At 66.6% G+C, this 13,899-nt stretch carries 13 protein-coding genes; 4 read left to right on the forward strand and 9 right to left on the reverse strand.

All coding sequences use genetic code 11. The features are described 5' to 3' along the window. Positions 1 to 47: 47 nt before the first annotated feature. Entirely contained in the window at positions 48 to 800 is a 753-nt protein-coding gene (locus AC6BOR_RS06965; protein ID WP_498060445.1) for a hypothetical protein, read from the reverse strand. Between the two features lie 71 nt (positions 801 to 871). Between AC6BOR_RS06965 and AC6BOR_RS06970 the strand changes: the two genes are divergently transcribed. From AC6BOR_RS06970 to AC6BOR_RS06985, 4 genes are read left to right on the forward strand one after another with little or no spacing between them, the layout of a single operon-like run. Further along, the gene (locus tag AC6BOR_RS06970) at positions 872 to 1,321 is read left to right on the forward strand and encodes a (2Fe-2S)-binding protein (RefSeq protein WP_086115882.1); all 450 of its coding nucleotides are present in this window, start codon (positions 872 to 874) and stop codon (positions 1,319 to 1,321) included. After that, the gene (locus AC6BOR_RS06975; RefSeq protein WP_498060446.1) at positions 1,318 to 3,543 is read left to right on the forward strand and encodes a xanthine dehydrogenase family protein molybdopterin-binding subunit; all 2,226 of its coding nucleotides are present in this window, start codon (positions 1,318 to 1,320) and stop codon (positions 3,541 to 3,543) included. Before AC6BOR_RS06970 ends, AC6BOR_RS06975 begins: the two co-directional genes overlap by 4 nt. A gap of 7 nt (positions 3,544 to 3,550) precedes the next feature. Further along, positions 3,551 to 5,725, forward strand: a complete 2,175-nt coding sequence (locus tag AC6BOR_RS06980) for a xanthine dehydrogenase family protein molybdopterin-binding subunit (protein ID WP_498060447.1) — start codon at positions 3,551 to 3,553, stop codon at positions 5,723 to 5,725. Further along, positions 5,725 to 6,387 carry a DUF2490 domain-containing protein gene (locus tag AC6BOR_RS06985; protein ID WP_498060448.1) on the forward strand — a complete coding sequence of 221 codons (663 nt, stop codon included), beginning with the start codon at positions 5,725 to 5,727 and terminating at the stop codon, positions 6,385 to 6,387. The genes AC6BOR_RS06980 and AC6BOR_RS06985 overlap by 1 nt, the downstream gene beginning before the upstream one ends. 22 nt (positions 6,388 to 6,409) lie before the next feature. Here the strand turns inward: AC6BOR_RS06985 and AC6BOR_RS06990 are convergent, their stop codons facing one another. From AC6BOR_RS06990 to AC6BOR_RS07025, 8 genes are all read right to left on the reverse strand, one after another. Continuing rightward, positions 6,410 to 6,778 carry a c-type cytochrome gene (locus AC6BOR_RS06990; RefSeq protein ID WP_498060449.1) on the reverse strand — a complete coding sequence of 123 codons (369 nt, stop codon included), beginning with the start codon at positions 6,776 to 6,778 and terminating at the stop codon, positions 6,410 to 6,412. Positions 6,779 to 6,801: 23 nt separating this feature from the next. Next, positions 6,802 to 7,254, reverse strand: a complete 453-nt coding sequence (locus tag AC6BOR_RS06995; protein ID WP_498060450.1) for a copper chaperone PCu(A)C — start codon at positions 7,252 to 7,254, stop codon at positions 6,802 to 6,804. Between the two features lie 56 nt (positions 7,255 to 7,310). After that, on the reverse strand, positions 7,311 to 7,652 hold the full coding sequence (locus AC6BOR_RS07000) for a hypothetical protein (RefSeq protein WP_498060451.1): 342 nt from the start codon (positions 7,650 to 7,652) through the stop codon (positions 7,311 to 7,313). A gap of 43 nt (positions 7,653 to 7,695) precedes the next feature. After that, positions 7,696 to 9,150, reverse strand: a complete 1,455-nt coding sequence (locus tag AC6BOR_RS07005; RefSeq protein ID WP_498060452.1) for a TolC family protein — start codon at positions 9,148 to 9,150, stop codon at positions 7,696 to 7,698. A gap of 4 nt (positions 9,151 to 9,154) precedes the next feature. Next, complete coding sequence (locus tag AC6BOR_RS07010; RefSeq protein ID WP_498060453.1) at positions 9,155 to 10,231, reverse strand: efflux RND transporter periplasmic adaptor subunit; 1,077 nt, start codon at positions 10,229 to 10,231, stop codon at positions 9,155 to 9,157. After that, positions 10,221 to 11,939, reverse strand: coding sequence for an ABC transporter transmembrane domain-containing protein (locus AC6BOR_RS07015; RefSeq protein ID WP_498060455.1), 1,719 nt, complete (start codon positions 11,937 to 11,939; stop codon positions 10,221 to 10,223). Before AC6BOR_RS07015 ends, AC6BOR_RS07010 begins: the two co-directional genes overlap by 11 nt. Positions 11,940 to 12,071: 132 nt before the next feature. Further along, positions 12,072 to 13,397 carry an omega-aminotransferase AptA gene (gene aptA, locus AC6BOR_RS07020; protein ID WP_498060456.1) on the reverse strand — a complete coding sequence of 442 codons (1,326 nt, stop codon included), beginning with the start codon at positions 13,395 to 13,397 and terminating at the stop codon, positions 12,072 to 12,074. A 4-nt stretch (positions 13,398 to 13,401) separates the two neighbouring features. Continuing rightward, positions 13,402 to 13,890 carry a glutathione peroxidase gene (locus AC6BOR_RS07025; RefSeq protein WP_498060457.1) on the reverse strand — a complete coding sequence of 163 codons (489 nt, stop codon included), beginning with the start codon at positions 13,888 to 13,890 and terminating at the stop codon, positions 13,402 to 13,404. Positions 13,891 to 13,899: the final 9 nt, after the last annotated feature.

A 13,899-nucleotide genomic window follows, 5' to 3' on the forward strand; every position in this document is an offset into this window, starting at 1 on the left:
ATAGCATGGCCGCAAACCACTGTAACCAAATGTCGGCCTTGCCGCCTTCAGCTCAGGTTTGCTCCGCTCTTGCGGATATCGCCGGAATAGACATGGCTTCCAACATGGCTGAAGCGCGCCAGCGTCTGAGCAAACACCCGGCCGCCATGCCGCCGCCACTGCGCGCAGAAATGATAATCCTCGGGCAGCAACACACCCTGATCATCGATGCTGGTGGCAAAAAATTCATGCACTAGGGGCGCATCGGGCTGGGGCGAGGCGCGATAGCGCGGCACATGCGGCGCCAGAATTTCAAACACATGCCGGCGGATGGCCATCACCCCCGTGCCACCGTGGCGCACCTCCACAAAGCCCTGCGCATCGGGCAAGGCCGGCCCCGGCGCGACCGGGGTCAAGGCAAAACTGCCGGCATGATCGGCAAGGTCAGCCGTTTCACCCGCTGCCGCCGCCCGGCCCACCGCCGGCCAATTGATCTCCTTGCGGGGATAGACGCCGCACACCAGGTCATGCCCACCGGCCAGCAACGCCATGATCGCCTCGCCATCAAATCCCTGATCGGCATCGATGAACAGCAGCAGCTCGGCATCGCTGGCCAGGAACAATCGCACCAGCTCGTTGCGGGCCCGGGTGACCAGCGCCTCGTTGGTGATCTGGCTCCAGCCCACGCCAATGCCCAGTTGCTGACAACGCTGCAGCGTGAGGAGCAGGCCCTGCACATAGAGGCCGGAACATTGCCCGCCATACATCGGCGTGGCGATCATGATGGAGGCTGGCAGGGCAGCGCTGGGCAGGCTGTTCAATTCGTCCCTCCCGTCGCATTGCGGCGCCGGCTTGGCATGTTTATGCTGGGGCATCGCAGGAGGGGCAAGCCATGAAGCTGAACATCAACGGCAAAGCGGTCGAGGTGAATGCCGATCCCGACATGCCCCTGTTGTGGGCACTTCGCGATATTCTGGGCCTGACCGGCACCAAATTCGGCTGTGGCGCCGGCTTCTGCGGCGCCTGCACGGTGCAGCTTGATGGCGAACCGGTGCGCGGCTGCCAGACCCCGGTGTCGGCGGTGGGCACGGCCAAGATCACCACCATCGAAGGCCTGTCGGCCAGTCAATGGGGCCGAAAGCTGCAGGATGCCTGGGTGGCGCTGGATGTGCCGCAATGCGGCTATTGCCAGGCCGGGCAATTGCTCGCGGCCGAAGCGCTGCTACGCTCCACGCCAAAGCCGACCGATGCCGATATCGACGCCGCGATGAGCGGCAATCTGTGCCGCTGCGCCACCTACACCCGCATCCGCGCCGCCATCAAACAGGCGGCCGCGGCATGAGCCTCTCCCGCCGCGCCGTGCTCAGGGCCGGCGTTGTCGCCGGCGGCGGGCTCTCGCTGGGCTGGCAGCTGGGCAGCGCCCGCGCCGCCCTTCCCGGCCAATTGTCGGCCTTTGTGCAGATCGCCGCCGATGGCGCCATCCGCATCACCGCCCACCAACCCGAAGTGGGCCAGGGCGTGCGCACCAGCTTCCCGATGATGATTGCCGAGGAACTGGACGTCGATTGGGCGCAGGTGACGGTGGTGCCCGCCCCCGGCGATCGCGCCGTCTATGGCATGCAGCTTGCCGGCGGATCGATGGCCACCCCCACCCAGTTTGAACGCATGCGCCGGCTGGGCGCGGCCGCCCGCGCGATGCTGGTTGAGGCTACCGCCACCGCCTGGAGCGTGCCGGCTGCCGAGATCAGCACCGGCAGCGCCATGCTGCACCACAAGCCCTCGGGGCGCAGCGCCCGCTATGCCGACATGGCCAGCGCCGCCGCCCAACTGAAGGCCCCCGATCCCAAGACCGTCACGCTGAAAGATAGAGGCCAGTTCCGCATCCTCGGCCGCCGCGTGCCCGGCGTGGACAATGGCAAGCTGGTCAGCGGCCAGCCGCTGTTCGGCATCGATGCGCGGGTGCCCGGCATGGCCTATGCCGCCTTTGCCAAATCGCCGGTGTTCGGCGGCAAGCTCAAGCGCGCCAACAAGGCCGCCGCGCTGGCCGTGCCCGGCGTGAAGGCGGTGATCGACATTGCCGAACGCCGCGACCTCAAGGCCCAGATTGACGTGCCGCTGCCGGGGATCGAGGTGCTGCCGCAGGGCATCGCCGTGATCGCCACCAGCACCTGGGCGGCGCTGCGCGGCCGCGATGCGCTGGCCTGCGAATGGGAAGGCGGGGATGCCGCCTTCCAGTCCACCCCGGCCTGGGAAGCGGCGGCGGCCAAGGCGCTCAAGGATGGCCCGCAAAAGCCCGGCTTCATCAACCATGGCGATGCCCTGGCCAAACTGGCTGGCGCGGCCCGCCAGGTGACCGCCGATTATGCCTATCCCTTCATCGCCCATGCCGCGCTGGAGCCGATGAACTGCACCGCGCAGGTGACGGACGGCAAATGCACCCTGTGGCTGTCCACCCAGACGCCTGAGGACGCCCGCCGCATGGTGGCGGTGGCGCTGGGCATCAAGCCGGCCGATGTCACGCTGCACCTCATGCGCTCCGGCGGCGGCTTTGGCCGGCGCCTGATGAATGACGTGGCGGTGGAAGCCGCGGTGATTGCCAAGGCCGCCGGCGTGCCGGTGAAGCTGACCTGGGATCGTGCCCAGGATTTCGCCCATGATTGGCTGCGCCCCGGCGGCTGGCACCGGCTGGCGGCCGGGTTGGATGCCAAGGGCGACATCATCGCCTGGCACGATCATTTCATCAGCTTCGGCCGTGGCGGCAATTTCGATCCGCCGGCCAGCATCGATGCCTCGCTGTTTCCGGCCGGCGTGATCAAGGATTACCGCGCCGATGTGTCGGTGCTGCCCATCGCCTCCACGCTGGGCTGGCTGCGCGCGCCGATCAACAACGCCTTTGCCTTTGTCACCCAGGGCTTCATCGATGAATGCGCCCATGCCGCCGGGCGCGACACCTTGGAATATCGTCGGGCCCTCTTGGGGCCGCCGCGCGCGATCCCGATGGCCGCCGAAGGCGGCGCGGAAGGCGCCGAAAACAGCGGCACCCCCTATCACACCGGCCGCATGCGCCGGGTGGTGGACGAAGCCGCCGTGATGGCGCGCTGGGGCCGCAAGCTGGGCCCGCGCACCGGCCTTGGCATCGCCTTCCACTTCAGCCACCTCGGCTATTTCGCCAATGTGGTGGAAGCCAGCGTGAACGACGCCGGCGATGTGAAGGTCCACAAGATCTGGGTGGCGGCCGATGTCGGCCAGCAGATCATCAACCTGTCCGGCGCGGAAAACCAGGTGCAGGGCAGCGTGATCGATGCGCTTGGTGCAGCGCTGGGCCAGCGCATCAGCTTTGCCGAAGGCGCGGTGGAACAGGTGAATTTCGGCGATTACAGCCTGGCGCGCATGAACGATGCGCCGGCCGTGGAGGTGAAATTCATCTCCACCGATTTCCCCACCACCGGCCTTGGCGAGCCGGCCTATCCCAGCCTGGCCCCGGCGCTGGCCGGCGCCATCTTCCAGGCCACTGGCAAGCGCCTGCGCCAATTGCCGTTCGACACCAGCCAATTGAAGGCATGAGGCCGCGATGACCGTGCAGCTTTCCCGTCGCAGCTTCCTGTTTGCCAGCGCGGCCATCGGCGGCGGGCTCTATCTCGGCCTGTCGCCACAGCCTGCCGGCGCGGCCGAAGCCGGTCAGCTCAACGCCTGGGTGGTGATCCCGCCCACGGGCCGCATCCGCATCATGGCCAGCAACCCCGAAGTGGGCCAGGGCATCCGCACCAGCCTGCCGATGGTGATCGCCGAGGAGCTGGACGCCGACTGGGCCGCCGTCGAGATCGTGCCGACGATGGCCGACGCCAAACTTTACGGCCGGCAGGTGGCCGGCGGCTCGCAGGCCATGCCCACCCATTATGAGAATATGCGCCGGGTGGGGGCGGCGGCCCGCGCCATGATCCTGGAGGCCGCCGCCACCGCCTGGGCTGTGCCGATCACGGAACTCGCGACCGACAAGGGCCAGGTGATCCACGGCCAACGCCGCGCCCCCTATGGCCAGTTCGCCGCCGCCGCCAGCGCCCTGCCCGCCCCCGATGCGGCCAAGGTGGCGGTGAAGGATCCGAAGAATTTCCGCCTGATCGGCACGTTCCAGCCCGGCGTGAACAACCGCGCCATCGTCAGCGGCAAGCAGGATTATGGCATCGATGCCGTGCTGCCCGGCATGCTGCACGCCGCCTTCCACAAATCCGGCGTGCAACGCGCCGCGGTGAAATCCGCCAATATCGATGCCATCAAGGCGATGCCGGGCGTGCGCGACGCCTTCATCGTGCCGGCCAGCCCCGAATATGAAGGTCTGCTGGGCGGTGTCGCCATCCTGGCGGACACGACCTGGCATGCCCAGCGGGCTCGCAGCGCCCTGAAGGTGGAGTGGGAGGAAAGCCCAGCCGCCTTCCAGTCCAACGCCGCCTGGGCAAAAATGGCCGCCGACGCCAAGGCCAAGCCGCCGGCCCTGCCCATTCACAGCACGGGCGATGTCGGCACGGCCATGGCAGGCGCCGCCAAGCGGATCAGCGCCACCTATGAATATCCCTTCATCCCGCACCTGCCGCTGGAGCCGATCAACTGCACGGCGCAGGTGACCGGCGACAGGGTGGAGATCTGGGCCCCCACCCAGAACCCGGAGCCCGGCCGCCAGGCGGTGGCCAAGACATTGGGTGTGCCGCTGGAGAATATCAGTATCCACATGATGCGGGTGGGCGGCGGCTTTGGCCGGCGGCTGCAGAATGATTACATGGTCGAAGCCGCCATGATCGCCCGCATGGCTGGCCGCCCGGTCAAGCTGACCTGGACGCGGGAGGATGACGTCACCCAGGATTTCCTGCGCCCCGGCGGCTGGCACCATCTCGAAGCCGGGCTGGACACCGCCGGCCGCGTGGTCGCTTGGGACAATCATTTCATCAGCTATGGCCGCGACGGCAAGTTCGCCCGCGCTGCCGGCATTGCCCCCAATGATTTCCCGTCAGGCCTGATCGACAATTTCCGGCTGGGCGCCACCATTCTGCCGCTGATCCACACAACCGGCTTCCTGCGCGCGCCCGGCAACAACGCCTTCGGCTTTGTGACCCAGGGCTTCATCGATGAACTGGCGCACGCGGCCGGCGCTGATCCACTGGCGTACCGCTTGGCCCTGCTGGGCGAGCCACGATACTTGGGCGATCCCAAGGCGCGCGGCACGTTCCACACCGGCCGCGCCGCCGAAGTGCTGAAGGCCGCCGCCAGGATGGCGCGATGGGATCTGCCGAGGGTCCGCCCGACCGGCATGCGCTGGGGCCGGGGCATTGCGTTCCATTTCAGCCACCTCGGCTATTTCGCCAATGTCATCGAAGTGGCGGTGTCGCCGGCTGGCGACGTCAAGGTGGCGAAAATCTGGGTGGCCGGCGATGTCGGCCGCCAGATCGTCAACCCGGCCGGCGCCATCAACCAGGTGCAGGGCAGCGTGCTCGATGCGCTGAACGCCTGCCGCAACCATCAAATCACCTTTGCCGATGGCGCCATCGAACAGCGCAATTTCGGCGACCTGCCGCTGCTGCGCATGGACGAGGCGCCGCCGATCGAGGTCAGCTTCCTCACGCCGGATTATCCGGTGACGGGGCTGGGCGAGCCGGCCTATCCGGCCGTGGCCCCGGCCCTGGCCAACGCCATCTTTGAAGCGACGGGCAAGCGCCTGCGCCGATTGCCGTTCGATTTTTCGGTGCTGAAGGCCTGATGCGCATCCCGCTGCTGGCAATGCTGCTGCTGGCCACGCCGGCTGCCGCGCAGGATGTGCAAAGCTGGTCCAGCCTGATCGCACAAGGGCCGGTCGGCGGCCGGGTGATCCTGTGGGGTGAACTGCAATCCCGGTTTGATCAGGATGTCAGCAGCTTTGCCGTTGGCCTGGTGCGGGTGGGCGCTGGCGTGCGGCTGCGCGGCGATGTCGATCTGATGGCCGGTTATCATTATCAGTTCAATGATTTCGGCGGCGGCGTCACCCGCAACGAACATCGCGGCTGGCAACAAGTGCAGGCGCCGCTGCTGCGCCGGGCCAACGGCCTCTCGCTCGTCACCCGCTGGCGGCTGGAAGAACGCAGCATCGTCGGGTCCGACGATCTGGGCTGGCGGCTGCGCACCCAGTTCCGGCTGGTGCAGCCGCTGCACGGCAAGGGCAGCGCCGGGCCGCTGCTGCAAAGCGAGACCTTCTTTGCGCTGAACAGCACCGATTGGGGCGCCCGCGCCGGCTTTGACCAGCAGCGTACATTGATCGGCTGGCAACAACCACTCAGCCGCCGGCTCACGCTGGAGGCCGGCTACATGCATGTCTATCTCAACCGGCCGGGCCGCAATCCCGGCAACCACATCATCAATCTCACGCTGAACCGCCGGCTGGGCTGACCGGCCCAGCCGGCGGCGCGCCTCACTTCAGCGTCTTCAGATAGGCGATCATATCCTTGCGCTTCTTGGCGTCGGCAATGCCGGCAAAGGCCATCTTGGTGCCCGGCACATAGGCCGACGGCTTGGTGAGCCAGGCATCGAGCGTGGCGTCATTCCAGGTCACACCCTTGCGCTTCATGCCAGCGGAATAGCTGAACCCCGCCACGCTGGCCGATTTGCGGCCAACCACGGCGGCCAGCGATGGGCCGATGCGGTTCTGGCCCTTCACCACGCTGTGGCAGACCTTGCACTGCACAAAGGCCTTTTCGCCGGCCTTGGCATCCTGCGCGGCAGCCGGGGCAGCCATCGCAGTTGCGGCCAAAACGACCGCCATCATCATCGTCTTCATCATGCGTCTCCTTGGGGTGTTGAACGTCAATGCTGGTGGTCCGCGGCCGCGCCTTCGGCCTTGAACATCACGTCAACGGCGCCGGCGCGTTCGAACATCAGCCGGGCCTTGATCATGCGGCCAGACGGCACCGGCGCCTTCAAGCCGATGAACATCACGTGCAGGCCGCCGGGCGCAAAGGCGACACGGCCGCCGGCCGGCACCGGCACGCCATCGGCCTGGGCCCGCATCATCATCACCGCGCCCTGCGCGACCGTGCCATGCAGATCGGCGCGGTTGGATGCGTCGGTGCTGATCGACAGCAGCCGATCGGCAGCCGTGCCGCTGTTGGTGATGGTCAGGTAACCGGCGCCGGTCTTCGATACCGGGCTGGCCACCCGGATCACCGGATGGTCGATGCGCAGCGCACCAACACGATACTCATGCGCGGCGGCCGCAGCCGGCACGGCAAGCAGGGCCATCACGGCCAGAATTTTCATGGGAACGTCTCTCCTGATTGCGAACAGTCGCCGGCATGCAGCCGGCAGCGGCACAATCAGGCGATGGGTGGGCCCTGCCCTGGTGGACGCGGCCAGCGGCGGCGCAATGCCGGCATAACCGCCATCGACAATGCTGCCGGGACCAGCGGCACGGCAAGCAGTGGCAACACCAGCGCCGCTGCCATCAACAACGGGCCAAGCGCCAGGGCATAATCGCACGGCCCATCGCCGCCGCTCCCCGGCACAGCCGGATCAGCCGCGGCCTGGCCGCTGCACAGGCTGATCACCACGCCGTCATTGCCGGCCACTGGCATCCAGCCGGCCGGCAGGATCAGCCGCAGCGCCAGCGCCGCCACGCAGGCAGCGATGAACAAAAGGGCGGGGCGGCGCGCCGTCATATGCCCTGCCTGCCAGCAACCCGCCCCGCCGGCAAGGGGGCGATCAATCCGCCACAAGGCCCAGCGCCTTCAGATCGGCGGTGGCGGCAGCCAGATCGGTGTGGGCAACAATCTGGCGGAAGGCGGCATCAAGGCGGCGCACCTGGGCGTCGGCCGCCGCCTCTTCGCGGATATTGACCAGGAAGAAATCCGATGCGCCTTCCTGAAAGCGGCGGCGTTCGGCCGTGGCCATCGCCAGCGCGCGATCCTGTTCATCAATGGCAATGCCCAGCAGGCGCCGCGCCTGCCGCGCTGCCACCGAAAGACTGCCGATCTCGATGCGGATCTGATCCTCGATGAAGCGGCGCCGCTGCTTGAAGCCCTCGATATCGGCCTGGGTCTGGCTCAACCGCCCGCGCGCGCTGCGCTGCTGGATCGGCACCGTCAGCGTCAGGCCCAGTTTCGATTCGGTGCCGGTATAGGGGCGGCCGGCCAGACCGGGTTCGCCCACATATTGGTTCACCTCGGCCTTCAGATCGAGCTTGGGCAGGAAATTGTTGCGGTCCAGCGCCAGCCGCTGCCGGGCCTGGCCGATGCGCACATCCACCACCTTCAGGTCGGGCCGGTTTTCCAGCGCCGCCATGACATCTTCGGCCACCGGCAGCGGCTGCGGCAAGCTGCGCGGCAACCGTTCCGGGCCGGGCACCACCGGGTTGCCGTCGCCATCGCGCCAATAAAGCGACAGCGCGATGGCGGCCTGCTGCAGGCTCTGTTCGGCCTGCACCACCAGCGTCTGGCGGCGCAGGATATTCTGCTCATTCTCCGTCAACAGGATGGCGGGGCGCAGTCCTTCCGCCACCTGGCGGCGAAAGCCGGCCTGGCGATCCAGCGCCAGCTGCAACAGCCCCTTGAACACCGCCACCCGCTGCCCGGCGATCACCCAATTGTTCCACGCCGCGACCGCCCGGGCCTGAACCCCGATGGCCACCAGCAGGCGGTCATTGTCGGCCAGTTCAACATCGCCGGCGGCCAGCGTCCGGTTGAAGCGCCGTTCGTCAATGTCGCGGTCACGCAGCAGCGAAAACAGTGTGCCCACGGTCACCCGGCCCAGCTGGGTGGTGTTGGTGCCGGATTGATAGCTGGGGAAACTGCCGCGCGAAATGTCATAGCCGGCATAGATGTTGCCGCCATTGCTGGCCAGTGGCTGGGTCAACCGTGCGCCCAGATTGGCCCCGTCATAAAAGCCGGTGGGCCGCACATCGGCATTGGCGCTGAACAGCGTGTCAAACGCGCCTTCAGTTGACAGCAACCGGCCCTCTGCACCGCGCACCCGAGCCAGCGCCTCCAGCACCTGCGGGGCGTGATAGCGGCTGTTGGCCAATAACTCGGCCAGGCCCAGCGCCTCGCCGGCCGCCGGCAGCGGCTTGGCCGCCTCGCGCGCCTCCGCCTCCAGCGCCGGGCTGGCACCGCGCGGCGCCTGCGCCAACGCCGGGCCAGCCAGCGCCAGCACCAGCAGCAACAGACTATTTCGCCTTGGCATCATCGGCCTTGGCATCGGCCTTCACCTGGCCATTTTCCGCCGGGGTGGCGCCGGGGCGGGTGAACTGCAGCGGGAAATCATTCAGCAGGCGCCACAGTTCGAACCAGATCGGCACCGTGTTCATCTGCACCCAGCCGCGCACCTTGGCACCCAGCCGCACCGACCGTTCGTCCGGCCACGGATCGCGGTCAGTGCTTTCGGTCACCAGCAGCCGGAACAGGCCGTTGGGCGAGGCATTCAGATCCACCGCCGCCACCTGGCCATCGAAATAGCCCTTGGCCACCGACGGCCAGCCCGAAAACTGGATCGCCGGCCAGCCTTCGAATTCCAGCCGCACCCGCCGGCCAACATGGATCAACGGCACATCGCGGCCATCGACATACAGCTCCACCACCCGGCGCGACTGTTCGGGCACGAAGGTGGCGAGCAGATCGCCCTGCTTGACGATGGTGGCGACATCGATGCTGGCCACCCGCATGATGCGTCCATCGCGCGGGGCGCGGATCATCTGCTCGCTCTGCCGGCGCAGATTGACGTCGATCTTGTTGATCTCCGCCCGCGACGAGGCGATCTTGGCGCGATAATCAGCCACCTTGATCTGGGCCAATTCCATGTCGCGCCGCGCCGCCAGCCCCTCGGCATAAAGGGTGGACATGCGCTTCACGTCGCGCATCGCCGTCGCCATCGCGGCTTCGGTGGCGGCAATCTCGGCCAGCTTCTGCGCCCGTTCGGCCTGCAGCCGCTGCAAATAATCCGGATCCAGATCGATCACATGGGCAATCGGATCACCGGCCTGCACCTTGGCCCCATCGGTGACATACCAACGGTCAAGCCGGCCACCCACCAGCGCGGTGATATTCTGCTGCCTGTCGCGCGGATCAAAGGCGATCACGCTGCCATTGCCCTGCGCCGTCTGCACCCACGGCACCAGCGTGATGAACAGCAGGAACAGGGTGATGCCGGTCATCACCATCCAGCCCACCACCCGCATGATGCGCGGCGGCTGCAGCCGCGCCAGCGTCTGGAAGGCGGCGCGGGTGGCCTGCGGCTCAATCGCCATCGGTCATCTCCCGGCCGGCGGCACCGCGCAGCGCGTCGAACTCGGCCCGGCTGGCCATGATGCGCTGCTGCTTCAGGCCCAGCCACATCCAGCCGTCCAGTTCCACGGCTTCCGGCCGGTTGCTGAAATAGAGCACGGTGGTGCGGCTGGCGCGCAACCGGGCAAACACGGCATTGAGCCGGGCCAGCGGCACGGTGTCGAACAGCGGCGACATCACCAGGATGCGCGGCTCCGACAGGATGGATGCCGCCAGCTTCAATTGCATCATCTTGGCGACCGTGAACGGTGCCCCAGTGGAGGACAGCTTGGTCTGCAGGCCATCGGGCATCATCGCCACACGGTCAGCCAGGCCCACCAGCTGCAGCGCCTCCAGATGGTCGGCGGCGTTGCGATCGGGATTGGCGAGGGTGAGATAATCGCTGATCGTCGATTCCACGATGTTGGCCCGGTCGAGCACCATCACCTGGCTGCGCAGCGCCAGCGGGTCCATCACCGCCATGTCGACACCGCCGATGGTCAGCATGCCGGCACTTGGCCGATTGAGCCGTTTCATCAGATCGGCAAAGGCCCGTTCCATCCCGGGCACGCCCTGGCAGACCAGGCGGCTGGCTTCCGGAATCTCGAAATTCAGCTCGGCCTCGCCTGCAAGCAGGCGGGTCTTCACATGGGTGAAGGTCAGCGCGCCCGAACGCGGCGGTGCGACGCCGGCCGGCACCGGCGGTTCCTGCTGCAGGCCATAGAGCAGCGACAATTCCTCCACCGACGCGACGGCATCATAAAGATCGTCGAGATAGGAATAGAGACTGTTCATGCCGGCAAACACGCCCGACAGAATCAGCTCGGCGGCCACCAGCTGGCCGATCGACAGCTCTTCCTGGATCACCAGCCAGCCGCCCAGCGCCAACAGCCCGGCACTCGCGGCTGCATAGAGGAAATAGAGCGCGATGGTCTGCGGGAACTGGTAGCGGAAATGGGCGGCGTGGGCATTGACATAATTGGCCGTCACCGCCTCCGCCCCCTTCAGGGCATAATCGATATGCCGGGCCGATTTGTAGAAGCCGTTGGACGCGCCAATCGTCTCCAGGAAATGCGCCGCGTTGTATTTCTCGTGACTGAGGTTGATGGAGGTTTTCATCGCCCCCTTCGACCACAGCGCCCACACCGCCGCGAGCAGCGCGATCAGCACCAGATTGAAGGCCAGAAAGAAGGGGTGATAGAAACTGGTCACCACAAAGCCGACAATCATGCCCAGGAAGATGGTGAACCCGCCGATCAGCAGCGACGGGATCGCCTTCTGCATGTTCACCAGCTCGAAATAGCGGTTGAACAGGTCAAAGCGGCGCGTGTCCTGGAAAAACGGATCGGCGGCGTTGATCACCCGCATCGTCAGATCGGCCACCAGCCGCGCCATGAAGCGGCGGCGATACAATTCCATCAGATGGATGCGCAGCACCGACAGCAGGCCCGACACCACCAGCAAGCCGAACAGCAGCGCCGACAGGGTGAACAGCGGCACCGGCAAGGCCGTGCTGGCGATGCTGTTGATCAACAGCTGCACCGAAACCGGCACCGCCAGGCCCAAGAGGGCGATGCCCAGGCCATAGACAATCGCCAGCCAGAAATAATTGCGTTCCGGCCAGACAATATCCCCCAACCAGCGCCAGACGAGCCGGTTGAGATCCATCTGGGTAAGGTCCTTGGCGGCCATGAAACTCCTGTCGCACCCGCGCGGCACAGCCGGCATTTAGGGGCCGTGCCCCTGTTTGCCAAGGCTTGTCGGCGAAAAAGATTACAGGGTCGTAATGCAGTTTCCGGCTGAACCGACGCTGTACCGCCCGCCTCAGGCCAGTTGCCGCAATCCTTGCGCCAGCCGGTCAACCATCTCGCCAATCTGGTCCGTGCTGATGATCAATGGCGGGGACAGCGCGATGATGTCCCCCGTCACCCGGATCAACAGGCCGGCATCGAACATGGTCCGGAAGATATCCTGCCCGCGCGCGCCCGGCGCACCAGGGCGAGGGCTGAGTTCAATCCCCGCCACCAGCCCGAAATTGCGGATGTCGATCACATGCGGCAGGCCCTTCAGCCCATGCAGCGCATCCGCCCACACATCCTCCAGCCCGCGCGCCCGCGCAAACAAGCCCTCCGCCGCATAGAGATCAAGCGTGGCAATGCCGGCCGCACAGGCCAGCGCATGGGCGGAATAGGTATAGCCGTGGAACAGCTCGATCCCCGGCGCATCACCGGGCGCATCAACAATGGCATCATGCACGTGGCGGCTCACCGCCACCGCGCCCATCGGCACCGCTGCATTGGTCAGCCCCTTGGCCAGGCAGATGAGATCGGGCGTCACCCCGAACCGCTCCGCCGCGGTGGCCGCACCCAGCCGGCCAAAGCCCGAAATCACCTCGTCAAAGATCAGCAATATGCCGTGGCGTGCCGTGATCGCCCGCAGCCGCTCCAGATAGCCCACCGGCGGCACCAGCACGCCCGTTGATCCGGCCAGCGGTTCGACAATCACCGCTGCGATCGTGTCGGCGCCGTGCAGGGCAATGATCGCCTCCAGCCGATCCGCCAGATCAGCGCCATGGGCAGGCTGCCCGCGGCTGAAGGCGTTGCGCGCCGGATCATGCGTGTGCGGCAGATGGTCAACGCCGGGCAGGCCGGGGCCAAAGGCGCGCCGGTTGGTGACGATGCCGCCCACCGAAATGCCGCCAAAGCCCACCCCGTGATAGCCGCGCTCCCGCCCGATCAGCCGTGTGCGCTGTCCCTGCCCCTGCGCCCGCCAATAGGCCAGCGCGATCTTCAGCGCGGTGTCGACGCTTTCGGAGCCGGAGTTGGTGAAGAACACCCGGTCCAGCCCGTCCGGCATGATGCCGGCCACCCGCGCCGCCAGCTGGAAGGCCAGGGGATGGCCGAGCTGGAAGGTCGGCGCAAAATCCAGCGTCGCGGCCTGGTCCTGGATCGCCCGCACGATGGGTTCGCGGCCGTGGCCGGCATTCACGCACCACAGGCCGGCGGTGCCATCCAGCACGCGGCGGCCATCGGCGGTGGTGTAATGCATGTCCTTTGCCGCTGCGAGCAGGCGCGGGTTGGCCTTGAAATAGCGGTTGTCGCTGAACGGCATCCACCAGTTCGAAAGATCATTGGGCGCGGTGGCGGCCATAAGCTCAGGCTTTCGCCAGCAGCTTCTCGATCTGGCTGCCCAGCGCCTCGGGCTTGGTGGCCGGCGCAAAGCGCTCCTGCACCTGGCCGTGCGAGTCCACCAGGAACTTGGTGAAATTCCACTTGATCGTCTCGCTGCCCAGCAGACCCGGCGCCGCCTTCTTCAGCATCTGGAACAGCGGGTGCGCCTTGTCGCCGTTCACATCCACCTTTGCAAACAGCGGGAAGTCGACGTCATAGGTCAGCTTGCAGAAATTGGCGATTTCCTCCGCATTGCCCGGTTCCTGCGCGCCGAACTGGTTGCAGGGGAACCCCAGCACGGCAAAGCCCTTGGGGCCGTATTTCTTGTGGAGCGCCTCCAGCCCCTCATATTGCGGGGTGAAGCCGCATTTCGACGCGGTGTTGACGATCAGCAGCACCTTGCCCTCGAAATCCTTCATCGAAACCTCGCGGCCATCGATGGTCTTGGCGCTGAATTCATAGACGCTGGTCATGGCTTCGCC

The organism is Sandarakinorhabdus sp. FBCC-B8862 (genome assembly GCF_059745315.1).